At 70.7% G+C, this 19,635-nt stretch carries 20 protein-coding genes; 3 read left to right on the forward strand and 17 right to left on the reverse strand.

Annotated features, from left to right (window positions below; genetic code table 11):
* Window positions 1-65 precede the first annotated feature (65 nt).
* The 4 genes from hpnJ to HPY23_RS21360 all read right to left on the reverse strand — a co-directional run bounded on the left by hpnJ (window position 66) and on the right by HPY23_RS21360 (window position 4,622).
* Window positions 66-1,502 (reverse strand): hopanoid biosynthesis associated radical SAM protein HpnJ, encoded by a 1,437-nt coding sequence (gene hpnJ / locus HPY23_RS21345; RefSeq protein WP_048429196.1) that lies wholly within the window; start codon window positions 1,500-1,502, stop codon window positions 66-68.
* 91 nt (window positions 1,503-1,593) lie between these two features.
* Window positions 1,594-2,778, reverse strand: coding sequence for a bacteriohopanetetrol glucosamine biosynthesis glycosyltransferase HpnI (gene hpnI, locus HPY23_RS21350; protein WP_091891349.1), 1,185 nt, complete (start codon window positions 2,776-2,778; stop codon window positions 1,594-1,596).
* Between the two features lie 109 nt (window positions 2,779-2,887).
* Window positions 2,888-3,529 carry an MlaC/ttg2D family ABC transporter substrate-binding protein gene (locus HPY23_RS21355; RefSeq protein ID WP_244537681.1) on the reverse strand — a complete coding sequence of 214 codons (642 nt, stop codon included), beginning with the start codon at window positions 3,527-3,529 and terminating at the stop codon, window positions 2,888-2,890.
* A gap of 4 nt (window positions 3,530-3,533) precedes the next feature.
* On the reverse strand, window positions 3,534-4,622 hold the full coding sequence (locus tag HPY23_RS21360) for a lysylphosphatidylglycerol synthase domain-containing protein (RefSeq protein ID WP_060847488.1): 1,089 nt from the start codon (window positions 4,620-4,622) through the stop codon (window positions 3,534-3,536).
* Between the two features lie 297 nt (window positions 4,623-4,919).
* Here HPY23_RS21360 and HPY23_RS21365 point away from each other — a divergent pair, with 297 nt between their 5' ends.
* A complete protein-coding gene (locus tag HPY23_RS21365) occupies window positions 4,920-6,101 on the forward strand; it encodes a hypothetical protein (RefSeq protein ID WP_058618370.1) in 1,182 nt (393 codons plus the stop codon).
* 124 nt (window positions 6,102-6,225) lie between these two features.
* Here HPY23_RS21365 and HPY23_RS21370 read toward each other — a convergent pair whose 3' ends face one another.
* The 10 genes from HPY23_RS21370 to acnA all read right to left on the reverse strand — a co-directional run bounded on the left by HPY23_RS21370 (window position 6,226) and on the right by acnA (window position 16,780).
* On the reverse strand, window positions 6,226-7,113 hold the full coding sequence (locus HPY23_RS21370; RefSeq protein ID WP_060847486.1) for a DUF3313 domain-containing protein: 888 nt from the start codon (window positions 7,111-7,113) through the stop codon (window positions 6,226-6,228).
* A gap of 239 nt (window positions 7,114-7,352) precedes the next feature.
* Window positions 7,353-8,141, reverse strand: coding sequence for an SDR family NAD(P)-dependent oxidoreductase (locus HPY23_RS21375; protein WP_060847485.1), 789 nt, complete (start codon window positions 8,139-8,141; stop codon window positions 7,353-7,355).
* 131 nt (window positions 8,142-8,272) lie between these two features.
* The gene (locus HPY23_RS21380) at window positions 8,273-8,506 is read right to left on the reverse strand and encodes a hypothetical protein (RefSeq protein WP_210344619.1); all 234 of its coding nucleotides are present in this window, start codon (window positions 8,504-8,506) and stop codon (window positions 8,273-8,275) included.
* Window positions 8,507-8,708: 202 nt separating this feature from the next.
* On the reverse strand, window positions 8,709-9,314 hold the full coding sequence (locus tag HPY23_RS21385) for a glutathione S-transferase (protein ID WP_091891344.1): 606 nt from the start codon (window positions 9,312-9,314) through the stop codon (window positions 8,709-8,711).
* A 130-nt stretch (window positions 9,315-9,444) separates the two neighbouring features.
* Complete coding sequence (locus tag HPY23_RS21390) at window positions 9,445-10,677, reverse strand: dienelactone hydrolase family protein (RefSeq protein WP_091891341.1); 1,233 nt, start codon at window positions 10,675-10,677, stop codon at window positions 9,445-9,447.
* A 176-nt stretch (window positions 10,678-10,853) separates the two neighbouring features.
* A complete protein-coding gene (locus HPY23_RS21395; protein ID WP_060847481.1) occupies window positions 10,854-11,066 on the reverse strand; it encodes a NepR family anti-sigma factor in 213 nt (70 codons plus the stop codon).
* Between the two features lie 340 nt (window positions 11,067-11,406).
* Window positions 11,407-12,126: a metal ABC transporter permease gene (locus HPY23_RS21400; protein WP_236012497.1), complete on the reverse strand. Its 720-nt coding sequence runs from the start codon at window positions 12,124-12,126 to the stop codon at window positions 11,407-11,409.
* 226 nt (window positions 12,127-12,352) lie between these two features.
* Window positions 12,353-13,555 carry a glycosyltransferase gene (locus HPY23_RS21405; protein ID WP_091891339.1) on the reverse strand — a complete coding sequence of 401 codons (1,203 nt, stop codon included), beginning with the start codon at window positions 13,553-13,555 and terminating at the stop codon, window positions 12,353-12,355.
* Window positions 13,556-13,628: 73 nt separating this feature from the next.
* Entirely contained in the window at window positions 13,629-13,934 is a 306-nt protein-coding gene (locus HPY23_RS21410; RefSeq protein WP_048429181.1) for a hypothetical protein, read from the reverse strand.
* 146 nt (window positions 13,935-14,080) lie between these two features.
* Window positions 14,081-16,780, reverse strand: a complete 2,700-nt coding sequence (gene acnA / locus HPY23_RS21415) for an aconitate hydratase AcnA (RefSeq protein WP_091891336.1) — start codon at window positions 16,778-16,780, stop codon at window positions 14,081-14,083.
* 407 nt (window positions 16,781-17,187) lie between these two features.
* On the opposite strand from acnA, the gene ccmA reads away from it, so the two are divergent.
* Together ccmA and ccmB are read left to right on the forward strand one after the other, a co-directional pair.
* Complete coding sequence (gene ccmA, locus HPY23_RS21420) at window positions 17,188-17,835, forward strand: heme ABC exporter ATP-binding protein CcmA (protein ID WP_091891333.1); 648 nt, start codon at window positions 17,188-17,190, stop codon at window positions 17,833-17,835.
* Window positions 17,835-18,503: a heme exporter protein CcmB gene (gene ccmB / locus HPY23_RS21425; protein WP_091891330.1), complete on the forward strand. Its 669-nt coding sequence runs from the start codon at window positions 17,835-17,837 to the stop codon at window positions 18,501-18,503. Before ccmA ends, ccmB begins: the two co-directional genes overlap by 1 nt.
* A gap of 2 nt (window positions 18,504-18,505) precedes the next feature.
* On the opposite strand, the gene HPY23_RS33630 is transcribed toward ccmB, so the two are convergent.
* The 3 genes from HPY23_RS33630 to HPY23_RS21440 all read right to left on the reverse strand — a co-directional run bounded on the left by HPY23_RS33630 (window position 18,506) and on the right by HPY23_RS21440 (window position 19,629).
* Entirely contained in the window at window positions 18,506-18,760 is a 255-nt protein-coding gene (locus HPY23_RS33630) for a BrnA antitoxin family protein (RefSeq protein WP_175540094.1), read from the reverse strand.
* A 52-nt stretch (window positions 18,761-18,812) separates the two neighbouring features.
* Window positions 18,813-19,088, reverse strand: coding sequence for a BrnT family toxin (locus HPY23_RS21435; protein ID WP_091891324.1), 276 nt, complete (start codon window positions 19,086-19,088; stop codon window positions 18,813-18,815).
* A gap of 79 nt (window positions 19,089-19,167) precedes the next feature.
* Complete coding sequence (locus HPY23_RS21440; RefSeq protein WP_091891321.1) at window positions 19,168-19,629, reverse strand: GNAT family N-acetyltransferase; 462 nt, start codon at window positions 19,627-19,629, stop codon at window positions 19,168-19,170.
* Window positions 19,630-19,635: the final 6 nt, after the last annotated feature.

Below are 19,635 nucleotides of genomic sequence, written 5' to 3' on the forward strand. Positions count from 1 at the left end.
TTGCCGCATTTTCTTCGACGAACCGGCATCCACTTCGTCCGAAAATGCTCTAGTCTCCGGGACGCTTACGCCGCCTTCTTAGCCACGCCCTGGCGCTCGCGCAGGAAGTGCCAGAACTCGACGCCCTCGCGCAGGCGCCGCTTCATCATGTCGGGCGAGCGCACCATCTCGCTGACGATCGAGGCGATCTTCGGCGCGCGGAAGTAGAACTTCTTGTAGAACGCCTCGACCGAGTTGAAGATCTCGGTGTGAGACAGGTGCGGGTAGTGCAGCGGGGCGATCTGCACGCCGTTCTCGTCGACGAGCTCGGCGTTGTCCTTGTCGAGCCAGCCGTTCTCCACCGCCTGCTTGTACAGGAAGGTGCCCGGGTAGGGCGCGGCGAGCGAGACCTGGATGGTGTGCGGGTTGATCCGCTTGGCGAAGGCAATCGTTTCCTGGATCGTCTCGCGGGTCTCGCCCGGCAGGCCGAGGATGAAGGTGCCGTGGATGGCGATGCCGAGCTCGTGGCAATCCTTGGTGAACCGCTCGGCGACCTCGACCCGCATGCCCTTCTTGATGTTGTTGAGGATCTGCTGGTTGCCCGACTCGTAGCCGACGAGCAGCAGGCGCAGGCCGTTGGCCTTGAGCACCTCGAGGGTCTTGCGCGGGACGTTGGCCTTGGCGTTGCACGACCAGGTCACGCCGAGCTTGCCGAGCTCGCGGGCGATCTCTTCCGCGCGCGGCAGGTTGTCGGTGAAGGTGTCGTCGTCGAAGAAGAACTCCTTGGTCTGGGGGAACTCCTTCAGGCAGTACTTGATCTCCTCGATCACGTGCGCGACCGAGCGGGTGCGGTAGGTGTGGCCGCCGACCGTCTGCGGCCACAGGCAGAACGTGCAGCGCGACTTGCAGCCCCGGCCCGAATAGAACGAGATGTAGGGGTGCTTCAGGTACCCGATGAAGTACTTCTCCATCTCCAGGTCGCGCTTGTAGACCGAGGTCACGAACGGCAGCTGGTCCATGTCGGTCATGATCTCGCGGTCCTCGTTATGGACCACGACGCCGTCGGCGTTGCGGTACGAGAGACCCTTGATCTCCGCCATCGGCACGCCCTCGGCGACCTCCTTGACGGTGAAGTCGAACTCGTTGCGGGCGCAGAAATCGACGGCCGGGGCCTGGGCCATCGAGCCGGCGGCGTCCACCGCGACCTTGGCGCCGATCAGGCCGGCGATCAGCTTCGGGTTCTTGGCCTTCAGCGCCTCGATGGTCTTCACGTCCGACTTGAAGGACGGGACCGAGGTGTGCAGCACCACGAGGTCGAAGTCGTCGGCCTGAGCCACGATCTCCGGCAGCTTGATGTCGTGCGGGGGGGCGTCGATCAGCTTGGAGTTCGGCACCAGGGCGGCCGGCTGGGCGAGCCAGGTCGGGTACCAGAACGACTTGATCTCGCGCTTGGCCTGGTAGCGCGAGCCGGCGCCGCCGTCGAAGCCGTCGAAGGTGGGGGCCTGGAGGAAGAGGGTCCGCATCATCGGGAGTGTCGTCTTCTTGATCGGGGCCGCTTGCGGCCGGTGGGGCCGCGTCGCGGCCGGTGAGGCCGCCGGGCGGCCCGATGGGTCTTCAGGTCGAGGGAGCGCCGGACTCGCGGGCGAGGCCGGATTCCGGGATCAGCGTACCGTCCGCAACGACCCGATAATCATGACCTTTCCAAGTCACGGCGCCGGAGGCGAAGCACCAGACGAAGCCGGCGAAGGACAGGAGGTCGCGGATCGGCAAGAGCCAGTACGGGTGCGGCTCGAGGCCGAAGGCCCGCTCGACCCGCATGCACAGCACGATCCGGCAGGCGAGCGCGAGCGCCGCGGTGGCGAGCGTGTAGGCCCCGGCATCCGGCAGGAGCGCGGCGATCAGCGCCAGCGGGAAGGCGTGGGTGACGAGCGTGCCGGCATAGCCCGCCGGATCGACGTTGCGGATGGTGCGGTTCCACCGCGTCTCGTGGCGCCACAGGCCGGCGAGCGAGGTGTCGACGCAGGTATGCCCGATGGTGAAGTTCGGGATCGCCACGATCCCGCCCTCGGCCCGCAGCGCCGCCCCGAGCGCGTAGTCGTCGGCGAGGTCGTCGCGGATCGCCTCGAACCCGCCGATGCGGGCAAGGCACGCGGTGCGGAACGCGATGGTCGAGCCGAAGCACGGATCGGCGAGCTTGAGCCCGGTGCCCATCAGGACGTTGGGCAGGAACTGGGTGTCGATGGCGAGCGTCGAGAGATGGGCCCAGACGCCGCGATTGGCCGGCACGCCGTGATACAGGCAGGTGACGCCGGAGACGCCGGGCCGCGCCAGCTCGGCGACGATCCGCTCCAGGTAGTCGGGCGCCACCACCATGTCGCTGTCGGCCAGCACCACGATCTCGTGGGCGATCAGCCCCGCCATGTTGATGAGGTTCGAGACCTTGCGGTTCGCCCCGTGCTGGCGGGCGTCGACCACGAGGTCGATGCGCAGGGACGGGTGCTCGGCCTGGAGCCGGTGCACCACGGCGATCGCCGGGTCGGTCGCGTTCTGCACCCCGAAGATCACCTGCACGGCGCCGGCATAGGCCTGGGTGCAGAAGGTCGTCAGGTTGTGGTGCAGGTTCGGCTCGTCGCCGCAGAGCGGCTTGAGCAGGGTCACGGTGGGGCGGGCCGCGTCGGCGGGCAGGCGCGGCACCGGCTGCCGGGCGAGCCGTCCGGCGAGCCATGCGGTGGTCAGGCCGTAGCCGCACCCGGCGAGCGCCAGGACGAGCAGGAGTGTGGAGATCCAGGTCCAGTCCATGGCGATCCCTGGGAGGAGTTGGCGGCGCTGGGTGCGCGGCGGACAGTCTTGTTGAGGATGCTTGTCCGAGGGTTGACGGCCGGTATGCCGTCGGGAGGCGGGCCGGCGTTTATTTGGCCTTGGGGGCCGGCGCCGCGAGCATCGTCTCGGTGGACTTCTTGAGGTGGGCGAGGAGGCCGTCGGCCCCGCCCTCCTGCAGCGGCTCCGAGAAGCCGGTGCGCAGGGTGCCGGCCTCGCTGACCGTGCCCTGGAGGAAGACGTCGGTGATGCGGTTGTCGGCGTTCAGCACGTAGTCGACCGGGGAGGTGTCGCCGCTGCCGTCCGTCACCGTGACGTGCACGATGCGGCCGGCGCCGCGGGCCTCGCTCTTGGGATCGATGGCGAAGGTGCTACCGGCCGCGGCGCCGAGTCGCGTGGCGTAGGTCGCCGACAGGTAGGGGCCGAAGGCCGCGGTCAGCTCCTGCTGCTTGGCGGCCGGGATGTCCTTCCAGCGGGTGCCGACGCCCAGGCGCAGCATCGCCGGCAGGTCGAAGGTCTCCTTCATCGGGCCGGACAGGGTCTCGGCCCGGGCGCGCACGTCGCCGGCCTTCAGCGCCGCCTCGAGGGCGTCGGTCATCTTGCGCACGGTCGCGACCGCCGGGTCGCCCTCCCCGGCCGCGGGGGCCGCGGGGGTCTGGGCCAGGGCCGGCCACGCCGCCGCCAGGCAGGTGGCGATCGTCAGGCTGCGCAGGGTCTCGCGTCGGGTCTGCACCGGGTCACTCTCCTTTGCCGTCGGCGGGCGCCGCGGCATAGCCGAAGGCGGGCGCGTGCGTCCCGCCGCCACCGGCCCGGCGCGGGCGGATGAACGCGCGCAGGGCCGCGCCGAACCCGGCCGCGGGGCGGCCCGGCTCGGCCTTGTCGTCTTCCATCGCGTGCCAGAGCATCAGGCTTGGCAGCCCGACCGCGAGGTCGGCGAGCCGCTTGATCAGCGACAGCGCCAGCGCCGCCTCGGCCGGGATGCCGAACACCGCGCAGAGCGCGATCAGGCCGCCCTCCTGGGCGCCGAGCGCACCCGGCACCGCGAAGGCGGCGCCGCGCACGGCCTGGGCCAGGCTCTCGATCACGATCGCCTCGAGGAAGCCGACCTCGTAGCCCATGAAGCGCAGCGCGATCCAGACCTCGAGGGTGCCGATGATCCAGCCGAACAGATGCGTGCCGATGGCGGTGAGAATGCGGCCGCGGGCGGCGTAGAGGCCGCGCAGGCGCTCGAACAGCACGTCGACGGCGCCGAAGATCCGCCACTCGCGCCCGCCGGCGAAGCGGTTGATGGCGGCCTGGAGCAGGCTCTGCCCGAAGCGGCGCTGGACCAGGTAGAAGGCGACGAGCGCCGGCGCCGCGATCACGAGGCCCAGGCCCACGTAGTGCACGATCGGCCCGTCGCCGCCGAGCGCCACCAGCACGCCGAGGCCGGCCACCGTGAACAGGAACTGCGTGAGCGCCTGGACCATCAGGTCGACGAGGGTCGTCGCGCCCGACAGCGCGCCCGAGACCCGGTAGCGGGTGAGGAGACGCGCGCCGATCAGGTCGCCGCCGACCTGCGCCACCGGCAGCAGGGTGTTGACCCCCTCGCGCACGAAGCGCACGTTGACGCAGTCGCGCAGCAGCGGCCTCTCGCCGCGGGGGAACACCACCCACCAGCCGAGGCCCGCCCAGGCCACGGCGACGAACCGCGCCACGACGACCAGCACCGCGCCCCAGCCCGACGCCCACAGGGCCGCCGCGACCGCCTCCGGTCCCGAGGAGACGAACAGGCCGATCACGGTGCACAGGCCGGCGATCAGGCCCAGTGTCGTCAGTCGCTTCATGACCCTCTTTCTGTCGTCGCGGCGGCAGCCCCGGGGGCGCGCCATTCCGGCAACGGAGTCGAAACAAAGCAGCGCCGTTGCATCCCGGCACGTTGCAGCTTTGATGGGCGCTGTCTATCACCGCCCGGACACAGTGCCGGTGAAAGCGGCACGATCCGCGGGCGCGGCGAGCCCGCCCAAGCATCGCCGCAAGCCTATGTTATGGCGCGTCTTCGAGACCGGCCGGCGCCACGCCGGCGGGGCCGGATCGCGCGAGGAGTGGCCGCTTTGTGACGGCCGTCAGGGGATGGACGAGGCATGGACCGGGAGACGACCTTCGAGGCCGAGCGCGGCGCGCTCGACGATGCGGCCACGCACGACCTTTCGGCGTTCCAGGGCGGCGCCGACCGCGCCCCGGCGCCGCAATCGCCGGTCATGGCCTGGAACGAGTGGGATCCGCTGGAGGAGGTGATCGTCGGCTCGCTCGACGGCGCCACGATCCCGACCCACCACCTGACGGTGATCTTCAACCTGCCGCGGGCGGCCCAGCCGTTCTACCGGCTCGCCTCCGGCTGGAAGTACCCGGGCTTCATGAAGAAGCTGGCCCAGCAGGAGCTGGACGGCTTCATCAAGATCCTGGCCGGCGAGGGCGTGAAGATCCGCCGTCCCGATTCGGTGGATTTCTCGAAGAAGTTCAAGGCGCCGCGCTGGTCCTCGCGCGGCTTCTGCGTCGCCTGCCCGCGCGACCCGTACCTGGTGATCGGCGACGAGATCATCGAGAGCCCGATGTGCTGGCGCTCGCGCTACTTCGAGGGCGACGCCTACCGCTCGCTGTTCAAGGAGTACTTCCGGGCCGGCGCGCGCTGGACCTCGGCGCCGCGGCCCCAGCTCACCGACGATCTCTACAACTACGACTACCGGGTGCCGAACCTGAAGGCCGGCGAGCCGATGCAGTTCACGGTCAACGAGTTCGAGCCGGTCTTCGACGCGGCCGACTTCGTGCGCTGCGGCCGCGACCTGTTCGTCACCCGCTCGAACGTGACCAACCTGATGGGCATCGAGTGGCTGCGCCGCCACCTCGGGCCGGGCTTCCGCATCCACGAGATCGAGAGCCGCTGCCCGCAGCCGATGCACATCGATTCGTCGTTCATGCCGCTCGCCCCCGGCAAGGTGTTGGTCAACCCCGACTACATCGACGTCGAGAAGCTGCCGGCGGTGCTCAAGAAGTGGGACGTGCTGATCGCCCCGCGCCCCGACCCCGTCGAGGGCTTCATGAGCAAGATCTCGATGTGCTCGCCCTGGACCTCGATCAACGTGCTCGCCATCGACGAGAAGAAGATCGTCGTCGACGCGAGCCAGCCGACGCTGATCAAGGCGCTCAAGGACTGGGGCTTCGACCCGATCCCGACGCCGTTCCTGTCCTACGGCCCGTTCGGCGGCTCGTTCCATTGCGCCACGCTCGACGTGCGCCGGCGCGGCCCGCTGAAGTCGTACTTCTAGGATCGGTAAATCCGGCTCGCCGCGGGCGGGCCGGGCATCATTACGGGTGCCGACATGCGAAGAGGCCCGCCACCTTCCGGTGGCGGGCCTCTTCTGGTCTGCGCGGACGCGTCGGCCGCCGTCGTCAGCGCCCGGCGGTCGCGCCCTTGTCGGTCCAGTCCGGCGGCAGGCCGAAGGAATCGCCGACGATGCCGTCGACGCCGGGCGCCCGGCCGAAGGCCTGGCAATCGGGATCGCGGGGCATCTCGCCCAGCATCGTCACGCGGATGCGCTCGTAGGTCGGGATCGTCAGCTCGGACTCGAACGGATCCTCGCCGGTGGCGAGGTAGGAGCCGAAATCCTGGCCGAAATCGCCGGCGAGGTCGTAGATGTCGGCGATCTGCGAGAACCGGGCCTGGTTGGTGAAGGAGTTGGCGCCCCCGGCCCAGACCATCGCGGCGCGCTGCTGGCGCCGCGCATCCAGGGCCTCGGCCTCGATCGTGAGGTCGCCGAGCCCGATCGGCAGGCGCGGCACCGGCACCTTGCCGATCGTGTCGGCGAAGCCGACGCCGACCTGCGCCGCGATGGTGATCGCCGCCGAGGCGCCGATGGCGGCGCCGGAGGCGGGCACGTTGGTGAGGCCGGCGCGGGTGACGTTGGCCCGCACGGTCAGGTCGGCGGGGCCCGACGACACCACGTCGTAGCGCAGCGACAGCTCGTAGCAGAGCGCCCGGTCGGCCGCGTTGGCGACGACGTGGCGCTCCTTGTCGGTCAGGGTCGGGCCCGCGACCGCGGCCGGGAAGGTGGTGGGGATGATGCGCACGGTGCGCACCCGCGCCATCGCCGCCTTGTCGATGAAGATCCGCGACTTCGTGGCGGTGGCTTCGCTCGGCGTCAGGTGGGCGTAACTCGTCAGGAGGCCGGTCTGGGTCAGCACCGGCGTGGCGCAGCCGGCGAGCAGCGCCAGGGTCGTCACGGCCGCGACGCGGCGGGCGGCCCGCGCGCCCAAGCCAGCCTTGATGGTCGTCCGCATTCGGTCGCTTTCCCGGATCGCGCGAAGCCGGTTCCGCGGACGCCCCTGGCGAGGCTTCCCGGAGGCCGGCTCCCGGCGGTGCAGGGCGAGCCCCGCGAGGGGCCACCGCACCGTTATGTCCTGAAGCCTAACCCTCGCCGTGCGGGTCGGGAAGCCGAGCTTGGCCGGAGTCGGCGCTTCGCTCCGGGCTGTAACGCTTCGGCCACATTGTTTCCGCTCGCCGGACCCCTAATGGCCGCTCACGCCAGGGCCGCCATGCTGCAGCTCTGGCCGCCATCCACCGGCAGGCAGACCCCGGTAATGAAGCGGGCCTCGTCGGAGGCGAGGAAGACCGCCGCGTGGGCGATGTCCCAGGCCTCGCCGAGGCGCCCGAGCGGCACCCGGCGGTCGCGGCCCGATTCGGGGGTGCCGGCGCCGCGGCACTCGTCGGCGAGGGTAGTGTCGAGCAGCCCCGGCAGGATCGCGTTCGCCCGGATGCCGTCGCGGGCATACTGCATCGCCACCGAGACGGTGGCCTGGTTCACCGCCGCCTTGGCGGCCGCGTAGGCGAAGGACGGCGCCCCGGCCCAGCGCAGCGCCGCGATCGACGAGATGTTGACGACGGCGCCCGAGCGCCGCGCCCGCATTCCCGGCAGGACCGCCTTGCAGGTGCGCCAGACCCCGCCGACATTCACCTCGATCGCCCGGTGCCAGCTCTCCTCGTCGAGGTCCTCCGGCCCGCCGGCCTCGGGCTGGCCGACGTTGTTGTGCAGGATGTCGATGCGGCCGAAGCGGGCCTCGCCGGCGGCGACCGCACGGGCCACCGCGTCGTAATCGGTGACGTCGGCGGCGAGCGCCTCGGCCTCGTTGCCCTCCTCGGCGATGATCTGCGCGGTCTCTTCGGCGGCGGCGAGCCCCCGGTCGACGCAGATCACCCGGGCGCCCTCCCGGGCGAAGGCGACGGCGACGGCCTTGCCGTTGCCCCAGCCGGTACCGGACGAGCCGGCCCCGAACACGATCGCGACCTTCTTCAGCAGGCGTGTCGACATGGCCCGGCCTCCGCGCTCGTCGGCGAGAGTCGCGGCAAACGCGGTGGGCGCGCAACCGGCGGGGAAGCAGGGCGGCCAGTCTCGGCCCGCATGTCTGCACCGGTATCGCCGGCCCTGCCCGTCGGCTCGTGTCAGGCCCCGGCGGGCCGGTCGCCCCGGGCCCAGCGCCAGGCGGCGAGGCCGACGACCAGCGCGAGGGCGACCTGCGCCAGGCTCCCCTCGCCGAGATGGGCGTGGCCGAGGCCGTGCCGCACGGCGAGACGCACGAGGGTCCCGGCGATCCAGTAGCCGAGGCAGAAGGTCAGGGCGGCGAGGAGGAGGGCGACGAAGTCGTGCACGAGCGAGACCCCCGTGGGCGAGGACACCTTTGCGCCGCCCGCGGGCGGGGCGGTGCGGCGCCAGGGTAGCGCGGCCAGGCTTGTGCCGGGCCGTCGCCCCGGAGTCCTGCAAGGGCCGCGCCACGTCTATCCGGCGGCACACGTCTTCCGGGCGCCTCGGTACCGCTCATGGCACGCCGTTCGGGCCGACGCCGCCGCACCGGGCGACGACGGCGATCGGGAGCGTCGCTCAGTCCGGGCGGGTCGCCTGCATCGACGGGCGCTCGCCGAATCGGGCGTACCAGGCCGCCGCCGCCGGGGCGCGCTCGCGCCAGCCGAGGTCGGGCAGGCGCAGGTCGAGGTAGCCGAGGGCGCAGCCATACGTGATGGTGGCGATGTCGACCCGCTCGCCGAACTCGCCCGCCGCCGCGTCGATCCGCGCGAGCGCGTCGCCGATCTTCTCGCGCTGGCCGGTCACCCACCCGGCGGAGCGCTCGCCCTCCTGGCGGACCCGGGTCTCGTAGACGCAGAGCAGAGCCGCATCGAGCAGGCCGTCGCCGGTCGATTGCGCGGTCAGCGCCGCCCAGCGGGCCGGCCCCGCCGCCGGAAACAGGCCGCCCTGCCCGAGATGGTCGAGGTACTCGCAGATGACCCGGCTGTCGGCGAGCGCCGTGCCGTCGTCGAGGATCAGGGTCGGCACCTGCCCGAGCGGATTCTCCGCCCGGATCGTGGCGTCGCGGTTGATCGGGTGGGCCGCCGCCGGCAGCAGCTCGATCCGGTCGGCCAGGCCGAGTTCGTGGGCGGCGACCAGCACCTTGCGGACGAAGGGCGAGGCCTTGGCGTAGAACAGCTTCATCGGGTCTCCTCCGGATTCTCTTCTTTTTCGTCGTCGTCGGGGCGCCTCCTCCGCTCGGCGGACGAGGCGCCCCGTCACGGTGCGGGCGCGACGGCGGGACCCGTTCCGGTCGCCGTCGTCGGCCGGCCGTTCACTGCCCCCGGGCCGAGCCCGCCGGCTTCGCGGCCGGCTTGGCGGCGGGCTTGCCCGGCGCCGCGACCGGCTTGGCCGGGACCGGCGCGGCGACCGCCGCCCCGGGCTTCGGCGGCGCCGGCGGGCGCGGGGTCTCGACGGAGAGCCGGCGCACCGGCCAGCCGTCGCTCCAGCGCTCCATGTCGGTGAAGCGCGGGTTGCTCTTCAGGCTGGTGGCGGTCTGGCCCGAGAAGGCGGCGGCCGCCGCCATGTCGAAGGTCTTCCAGACCGCGAGGTAGTCGAGGCTGTCGGTGCCGGCGCCGTTGATCTGCCCCACCAGCACGGTCTGCTCGCCGGTGAGCGTCATGTCGGCCGACCACTTGAACGGGGCCGGCTTCTGCTTCGGATCGGGGGTCGGCAGCTTCAGCTGCGCGACGTCGTAGGCCGCGTTGACGCCGGCGGGCGAGGCCAGGGTGGCCGACAACGCCGGGAAGCCGTGGTCGTCGGAGAGCGCCCGGACCATCAGCTTGTGGTCGGTCGGTACGGCGCTCGCCTCCCGCATCACCCGACGGGCGGCGACGTCGGCGGCCCGGGCGTCCCGGTCGCCGATCACCGTGACGATCAGCGTCGCGGGGTCGATGGCGTTGAGGTCGTGGAGGGCGATGCCCCGCGCCTTGTCGTCCCGGGCGATGCCGCCCGGCATGGCGCCGAAGATCAGCCGCGGCACCGGCAGCCCGGTCTCACGCGCGTGGGCCGCGAGGTTGGCAGCTAGCGGCACGCCGGCGAGGTGGCCGATCAGCGCCACCCGGGTCGTGTCGGGCTTGGCCTCCTGGTCGCCGGCGAGTTCGGCGAGCGCGTCCTTGACGAGGGTCGCCGCCAAGCCGCTCGCATCCACCGGCCGGGTGCGGCCCACCTCCTGGAAGCGCGGGAACAGCACGAGATAGCCCGAGCGTGCCAGATGCTCGATGAAGGAGCCGTAAGCCTGCGGGTTCACCGCCCCCCAGGCGTGCAGCACCACCGCCACCGGCCGCCCCTGCGCCGGAGCGGCGCCGTTGCCGTAATAGGCCAGCGTGACCGCGCCGGCCCGGCCGAGCACCCGTTTCACCACGCTCGCGCTGGCATAAGCCTGGCCGCCCGGTCCCTCCTTGGGCTGGGCGGGCGGCGTGGCGGCACCGGCGCCGGGTGCGCCGCCGAGAACCGCGAAGGCCAGGACGAGCGAAAGGGCGAGGCGGGTGAAGGGAAGCGGCGGCATGAGGCTGGGGGCTGACGGGCTTGCGGCTCGGGAGCCGCACCCCACACTGTTTCGCGCCCGTACTCAAGGCACGATCGCTCCGGCCGGGCCCGTTCCTGCCGGTCTTGTCGTTTCCGCGGTACAGGTCACGCATCCATGGCCGGTGGCGAACGACTTCTCCCGTGGAGTGCCCGACCTCAGCGCCGTGTTTCGGGCTCGCCGCCGAGGACGGCGTGCAGTTGCTCGACCAGCGCGTCGAGCTCGCGGGGGACCGGACCGTCGCTCACGTCGTCGTACATTGCCCGCAGGTCCTGCCCGATCTTGGCGAGCAGCAGCGCATCGGCGAGCGACGACGCGGTGGTGCGCGTCTGGCCGTAGCTCGCGGCGTGATTGCTCGGGATCAGCTTCATGGCGCGTCAAACGGGACCAGGGTCCCGGCTCCGTCAAGACGAGGGCGGCGTTCGTTGCACGGGGCCCGTACCCGTGCAGGTTATGGAGGCACCGGGTGTGCCGGCTCGACAGAACAACGCGCGTCAAGGGGTGCAGTTGCGCCCTTTTTTCGGGCACGGCCGGTCCGACGGCCGCGGCGATGATGACGAAGTCCATTGCCGCGGCCGATTCTATCTTGGAACCGGGGCGGTGGCGCCTCGATCTCTCGGCGGGGCATTCCCGCGTCGCCTCGCCCCGGCCGTCAGGGGCGTCGCGTCGCACCTCCCTTGCGCCACCCGTCCTGGTTGTCTGTCGATCACCCTACATCGGCGGCGTCAGGCCGTCCTTGCCGACCGAGACGCTGCGCGCCTCCAGCCGGTCGCCCTCGCGCACGGCCGAGGCGAAGACCTTGGCCCCCGGCACCAGCACCGCCCGGTCGGCGGGCTCCAGCCTCACGATCGGCGTGCCCGGCGGCACCGCGACCGCGAGGCTCTGGCCCTTGTAGGACACCGTGAGGCTGCGCGCGGCGCCGGGCGCGCCCGCGACGGTGCCGTTGGTCATGGTGGTCTCGACGCCCGGTGCCTTGACGGTGCCGTCGGTCATGCTGGTCTCGACCTCCGGCGCCTTGACGGTGCCGTTGGTCATGCTGGTCTCGACCGGGCCGCTGGCGGCACCGTCGGGCAGGCGGTCCCAGGGGTAGTGCCCCTCGCCTGCGCCCCGCAGGGCCTCGGGGAAGATCAGTACCTCGAGGGCGACCGGCGGGTCGCCGGGCTTCGGCCCGGCCTTGGCGGCGGTGCCGATGAAGCTGCCGTCCTTGACGTCGTCGAGGCTCGCCGGGGCGAGCTGCGCCACCCGCGTGCCGGTGCCGAGCCGCACGGTCTCGATCGTGCCGGCACGGGTGCGGATGGTGACCGCGTCGCCCTCGACGCGCTCGATCGTGCCGCGCAGGCGCTCGACCTGCGGGGCGGCGAGCGCCGCGGCGAACGGGCCGCCGGCGGCGAGCATCAGGCCGGCGGCCGCGAACGTCCTGAGAAGGGGCATAGGGAACTCCGGGAAGCAGGGCTCAGGGATCTGTGCCCCGGCCGTTATGGTTCGCCTCGCGGCGGAGGATATGCGTCTCGCGCACACGTGAACGGGAGCAGGACCCCGCCACCGGCGTCGCTCGGCTCCCCCGGCGACGAGAGACGACGGCAGGGCGCCGCGATTCGCGATCCCTCGCGGGGTTTCCGATCGTCGGCGTCGGGGGCGGGAGTATCGCGCGCCGCCCTCATCCGACGATCAGGCTGCAATGCGGCTCGGTGGCCGGGTTGGCGCGCGACCAGTCCGTGGCATTGCGGTCGGCATCCCAGGTGAAGTCGTCGACGCCGAGCTCGACGAAACGTCGATGGATGCGCGCATCGTATTTCTCGCTGACCGCCCGCGTCAGTCGTTGGATGTCCTTGTTGCGCAGTCTCTGGGTGTTGCCGGCGGTGTTGTAATATTGAATGTAGCAGAATTTTCGCAGAAGAATCATCCGTGTATTGAGAAATGTCCTCACGCACAGTTCATAATCGTCGGCGGCGGCCAGGTCCGGATTGTGCCCGCCGATCTCGTGGTAGAAATCCTTGCGCCACGCCCTGATGTGGTTCGGGGCGGAGACGATGTGCCGTATCGTCTTGGCGTTGATTCTCGGCGCTTCGTGGACGATGTACTCTCTGCCGTTGTAGGATTCCGTCCGGTCCTTGCCGTAGAAGAAGGCCCAATGCTCGCCGTAGGTGGCATTGCGCCCGTCCTCGAAGACCTCGGCCCAGTCCGTGTAGAGAAACCCGGCCTCGGGATGCTGGTGGAAGGCCAGCGTCACCGCCTCCAGGCTGCCGGACGTCAGCTCGTCGTCGTGGTCCAGCTCGAGGAGGAGGTCGCCACCGGCCAGGCGGCAGGCGGTCTGCTTCACGTCGCCGATGCGGCCCGAGGGGCGGTGCGGGCGATACACGCGGATGCGGTGGTCCTGGGCTGCGAGCGCCTCGAGCTCCGAGAAGGTCGCGCCGTCGTCGTCGGAATCGTCGACGATGACCCATTCCCAATCGACGTAGGTCTGGGATCGCAGGGAGTGGAACGGGCGCAGGATCTGGCTTCCCGACCGATAGGCCGGGGTGAAGACGCTCACCAGGGGGCGCGAGCGTCGAAAGGCGGTCGCATTGTCCAAAAAGCAGTAGAAGATCTGCCGCCCGACCTCCTCGGCATCGACGTCCGCCGCAAAATTGATCCAGCGCTTGCGAACCTCGTACGGCGCGCGCATCAGGTTCTGGAACCTGGCTTCTTCTCCGAACGTCGCGATGACGTGCGGTCGCTTGGCGATGAGGATTCGTTCAAGGTCGCGATCGTCCGGGTAGAACGAGCAGCTCAATTCCCTCGTTTCGACGTCGATATCGGGGCCGGGACTTTTGATGTCGAATGCGCTGCGTCCGATGACGACGATCTCGGGAAGGCTCACGACATGCCTCGCGACGGATGACTTGCGAAATCGGCCTCGCCCAGGGAGCCGCACGGCCCGATCGACGAAGAGCCTACTCCTCCTCGGCCTCTTCCGGCTCCAGGGTCGCCTTGACGGTCTCGAGCACCCGCCGGGCGAGGTCGGAATCCGGATCCTCTCGGTTCAGGGCGTCCTCCAGCATGGCGAGGTAGCTGCCGAGCTGGTGGCGGTAATGATCGGAATCGATGCCGCGCAGGATGCCGGCGACGAAGCGCACCGCCATCTGCAGGGCTACCTGCTTCACGGCGACGTCGGACTGCGCCTCGGACAGCCGGGCGATCATCTCGCCGTGATGGGCCGAGAGGGTCGTCAGGCCGGTGATCTTGTCGTCCTGGCTCATCGCGCGGGGTCTCCCGAAGATGCGAAAGGGGCCCTTCCCGCTCGGAAAAGGCCCCCGTCGCCGGTTGCTGGTGCCGGGCCCCCGCCACGAGGGCCCGGATCGGCGGTCGGCCGCTCCCCCGGGGAGGAGCGGCCGGAACCCGGTCCTTACGCGGCGAGCTGGCGCAGGACGTAGGGAAGGATGCCGCCGTTGCGGAAGTACTCGAGCTCGTCGAGCGTATCGATGCGGCAGGTCAGCGGGACCTCCTTCACCGAGCCGTCGGCCGAGGTGATCTTGGCGGTGAGCGTCTGGCGCGGCTTCAGCTCGCCGGCCAGGCCCTCGATCGTCACGGTCTCGTCGCCCTTCAGGCCGAGCGAGGCCCAGGACGCGTCGCCCTGGAACACCAGCGGCACCACGCCCATGCCGACGAGGTTCGAGCGGTGGATGCGCTCGAAGCTCTCGGCGATCACGGCGCGGACGCCGAGGAGCTTGGTGCCCTTCGCCGCCCAGTCGCGCGACGAGCCGGTGCCGTATTCCTTGCCGGCGAACACCACCAGCGGGGTGCCCTCCTGCTCGTAGCGCATCGCGGCGTCGTAGATGAACATCCGCTCACCCGACGGCTGGTAGAGGGTGTAGCCGCCCTCGACCACGTTGCCGGCCTCGTCGCGCACCATCTGGTTCTTGATGCGGATGTTGGCGAAGGTGCCCCGCATCATGACTTCGTGGTTGCCGCGGCGGGTGCCGTACTGGTTGAAGTCCTGCACCCGGACCTGGTGCTCCTGCAGGTAGGCGCCCGCCGGAGACGCCGCCCGGATGTTGCCGGCCGGGGAGATGTGATCGGTGGTGATGGAGTCGAGGAACAGGCCGAGGATGCGGGCATTGACCACGTCCTCCACCGGCTTCGGGGTCTTCTCCATGCCGACGAAGTAGGGCGGGTTCTGGACGTAGGTCGAACCGCCGTTCCACGCGAAGGTCTCGGCCTCGGTGACCTCGACGTCCTTCCAGTTCTGGTCACCGCCGAACACGTCGGCGTAGCGCGACTTGAACAGGGTCGAGGTGATGTTGGCCTCGATGAACTCCTGGACCTCGGCGGTCGAGGGCCAGATGTCCTTCAGGTAGACCGGCTTGCCGTCCGAACCGGTGCCGAGGGGCTCGGTAGTGATGTCGATCTGCATCGAGCCGGCGAGCGCGTAGGCGACGACGAGCGGCGGCGAGGCGAGGTAGTTCGCCCGCACGTCGGGGTTCACCCGGCCCTCGAAGTTGCGGTTGCCCGAGAGCACCGCGGCGGCCACCACGTCGTTGTCGTTGATCGACTTCGAGATCGCCGCCGGCAGCGGGCCCGAATTGCCGATGCAGGTGGTGCAGCCGAAGCCGACGAGGTTGAAGCCGAGCGCGTCGAGGCTCGATTGCAGGCCGGCCTTGTCGAGATACTCCGCCACCACCTGGGAGCCGGGGGCGAGCGAGGTCTTCACCCACGGCTTCGAGCGCAGGCCCTTGGCCACCGCGTTGCGGGCGAGAAGCCCGGCGCCGATCATCACGCTCGGGTTCGAGGTGTTGGTGCAGGACGTGATCGCGGCGATCACCACGTCGCCGTGGCCGATGTCGAAGTTCGCGCCCTCGACCGGATAGCGCTTGGCGATGTCGGCCGCCTTCTTGAACTCGGTCTCCATCGACTGCGCGAAGCCGGGCTTCGCGCCGTCGAGGAGCACCCGGTCCTGCGGGCGCTTCGGGCCGGCCAGCGACGGCCTCACGTCGCCCATGTCGAGCTCGAGCGTGTCGGTGAAGACAGGGTCCGGGGTCTGGGCGTCGCGCCACATGCCCTGCGCCTTGGCATAGGCCTCGACGAGGGCGACGCGGTCGTCGGCGCGGCCGGTGACCTTCAGGAAGTCGATGGTCTTCTGGTCGACGGGGAAGAAGCCGCAAGTCGCGCCGTATTCCGGCGCCATGTTGGAGATCGTGGCGCGGTCGGCGACCGACATGTCGTCGAGGCCGGGGCCGTAGAACTCCACGAACTTGCCGACCACGCCCTTCTTGCGCAGCATCTGGGTGACGGTGAGCACGAGGTCGGTGGCGGTGGTGCCCTCGGGCAGCTTGCCCGACAGCTTGAAGCCGACGACCTCGGGGATCAGCATCGAGAGCGGCTGGCCGAGCATCGCGGCCTCGGCCTCGATGCCGCCGACGCCCCAGCCGAGGACGGCGAGGCCGTTGACCATCGTGGTGTGCGAATCGGTGCCGACGAGCGAATCCGGGTAGGCGACCTCATGGCCCTCGAAGGGCTTGGTCCACACGGTCTGCGACAGGTACTCGAGGTTGACCTGGTGGCAGATGCCGGTGCCCGGGGGCACGACCGAGAAGTTGTCGAAGGCCGACTGGCCCCACTTGAGGAAGGTGTAGCGCTCGCCGTTGCGCTCGTATTCGAGCGCGACGTTGTCGGCCAGCGCCTTCGGGGTGCCGAACTCGTCGACGATGACCGAGTGGTCGATGACGAGGTCGACCGGGACGAGCGGGTTGATCTTCTGCGGGTCGCCGCCGAGCGCCACCATGGCGTCGCGCATCGCCGCGAGATCGACCACCGCCGGCACGCCGGTGAAGTCCTGCATCAGCACGCGCGAGGGACGGAACGCGATCTCGACCTCGGTCTTGCCGCGGTTCTCGAGCCAGCCGACCACGGCCTCGATGTCGGCCTTCTTGACCGAGCGGTCGTCCTCGTAGCGGAGCAGGTTCTCGAGCAGCACCTTCATCGAGAAGGGCAGGCGGCTCGCATCCGGCAGGCCGTTCTTCTCGGCCTGGGGGATCGCGTAGATGGTGTAGGTCTTGGCGCCGGCCTGGATGGTCTGGCGGGCCTTGAAGCTGTCGATCGATGCCACGGCGTGGTCCTCGCGAGGGGTTGTCGAACACGGCGCAGGCACGACCTGCGCCACAACGAAGTGTTCGGCCGGATGCGCTGCGGGTTCGCCTCGCGTGACGCAAGGAACACCCGTGTGCCGCCCGCCCTCGCCTTCCGGCCAAGAATCGAACGGTGCGCGCGCCGCCCCGGGGGTGCCCGGACTGGGATGCGCGAAGGACGGTTTGGACGCCTCTGAAGGTCGCGCGGCGCAGCCGGGGATGCGTATAGAACACTTCGAAACTGGCCGCTACGGGTCTCTCGGCCGCGCAGTCGGTCATTCCCGACGGGGCGGCCATAGCGTAAACGCGGGCGGTCTCCTCCCCGCCCGCGGAGTCCCCTCCCCTCGGAGCGCCTCCCCTCGGAGCCCTTGCCCTTGGACCCCCGCCCTTGCGCCTGATCGCCGAGGACCTCGCCTGCCGGCGCTCCGGCCGCCGCATCTTCGCCGGGCTCTCCTTCACCCTGGAGGCCGGCGAGGCGCTGACCGTCACCGGCCGCAACGGTGCCGGCAAGTCGTCGCTGCTCGCGATCCTCGCCGGGCGGCTGCGGCCGGAGGCCGGCCGGCTCGCGGCCGAGGGGGTGGGCGAGCGCACGATCCCCGAATGCCTCCACGTCGTCGGCCACCGCGACGGGCTCAAAGGCGCGCTCACCGCGGAGGAGAACCTCGCCTTCGCCCGCGACCTCCTGAGCGACGCCGACCTCGAGCCCCGCGCGGCGCTGGCCCGCCTCGGCCTCGCCCACGCGGCCGGCCTGCCGGTGGCCTATCTCTCGGCCGGCCAGCGCCGGCGGGTGGCGCTCGCCCGGCTCCTCGTCTGCCGCCGGCCGCTCTGGCTCCTCGACGAGCCGACCGCCGCCCTCGACGTCGCCTCGCAAGCCGCGCTCGCCGGGCTGATGCGGGCGCATCTGGCGGGAGGCGGCCTCGTCGTCGCCGCGACCCACCAGGCGCTCGGGCTGGAGAACGCCCGCGACCTCTCCGTCGAGGGATTTCGCGCCGGCCGGGCCGAACTCGCCGCCGATCCTTTCGCGGAGATCGTCTGATGGGCCGCGCTTTCCTGGCGGTGGTCGCCCGCGACCTGCGGCTCGCCGGCCGCATCGGCGGCTCGGGGGCCCTGTCCCTCGTCTTCTTCCTGATGATCGTCGCCCTTGTGCCGTTCGGTCTCGGGCCCGACCTCAACCTGCTGGCCCGGATCGGCCCCGGCATCCTGTGGATCGCCGCGGTGCTGGCGACGCTGATCGGCCTCGACCGGCTGTTTCAGGCCGACGATGAGGACGGCTCCCTCGACCTCCTCTCCGGCGCCCCGGCACCTCTGGAGCTGCTGGTGCTGGCCAAGGTCACGGCGCACTGGCTCACCACCGGCTTGCCGCTGGCGCTCGCCACCCCGCTCTTCGGGCTCCTGGTGGCGTTGAGCCCGACCGGCATGGCGGCGACCAGCCTGACGCTGCTGGTCGGCACCCCGGCGCTCACCTTCATCGGCGCCGTCGGCGCGGCGCTCACCGCCTCGATCCGACGCGGCGGCCTGATCCTCGCCGTGGTGGTGCTGCCCCTGATGGTGCCGACCCTGATCTTCGGCGTCTCGGCGACGGACGCGGCGCTCGGCGGCACCGTGCCGTTCACGACGCCGCTGGCGATCCTGGGCGCATTGAGCCTCGCGGCCGGGGTCATCGGCACGCTGGCGGCGGCGGCGGCGTTGCGGTGGGGGGAGTAGGTTCAGGCCGCCTTCAGCTTTCGGGCCGCCTCGGCCAGCACCTCGTGCATGCGCGTCTGCCAGCCCGGACCGGTCGCCTTGAAGGTCTCGAGGATCTCGCGATCGATCCGCAACGACACCGGAACGCGCCGCGTCTCCGATCTTGGCCGGCCGGCACGGCTCCGGAACGCGGCCGCCAGCTCGTCCGGCATGCCGTCGGGCCCCGGACGCGCCCGCGCCAGCTCGTCGCCCGTCAGCGGCGGGGTGTCGGCGACCACATCCCAATCGTCCTGCGAGTAGAGTGGGTTCGGGACGTATCCGGGTGCGTGGTCATGGGACGGCATAGGCGGCCCTTTGGGTCCTGTGGGCGCGGCGCACGCTGACGACAGCGGTGGCTTCCGACCCGGGCGGAGAGACGATCGCCACCACGACGACCTCTCCGTACCAAGTGCCGATCAGTTTGAATCTAGCACGTCCGGTTTCGCTTTGTGTGGCATCGATGGTGAGGAAGCGCTCGACGCTGAACGCATCCTCGAAGTCCGCGAGGTCGAAGCCGTGCCTCGTGGGGTTTGCCTGTCGTTTCGGCTCGTCCCACACGAACGTCATGGTTCGTGTCTTCCATATTTTCGTATATACGAAAATATGGACTGCAGCAATCGCGACGTATCTGTAGGGCTCGCGGCGGTCATGCCGTCGTGGGAACATCCCGTTCCACGACCACGGTCCGCTCCTGCCCGTGCCGGTGCTCGCGCACCGCCCGGAACCCGAGCTGCACATAGAAGCCGACCGCCGTCAGCGAGGATTGCAGGGTCAGCGTCGCAACGCCGGCCGCCCGCGCGGCGTGGTCGACCTCGCCCATCAGGCCTCTGCCGATGCCGCGTCCCTGCGCCTCGGGCGTCACGAAGACGGCGCGCACCACCTCTCCGTCGCGGCTCGCGGTGCCGAGGATGCGGTCGCCGTCGAGGGCGACGAAGACCTGTCGCGCCGCGATCTGCGCGGCGATTCCCTCCGGCGTGAAGCCGAGGGCAATCCGCGCGATCGTCTCGGGCCCGTAGTCACGGCTGTTGGTCTCGTGCAACGCGGCGAGGACGACGCGGCTGATTGCTGCCGCATCGTCCGTCACCGCTGCGCGAATCGCGTACGCCATGCGCAC

This window comes from Methylobacterium ajmalii (assembly GCF_016613415.1).
Taxonomy (GTDB): domain Bacteria; phylum Pseudomonadota; class Alphaproteobacteria; order Rhizobiales; family Beijerinckiaceae; genus Methylobacterium; species Methylobacterium ajmalii.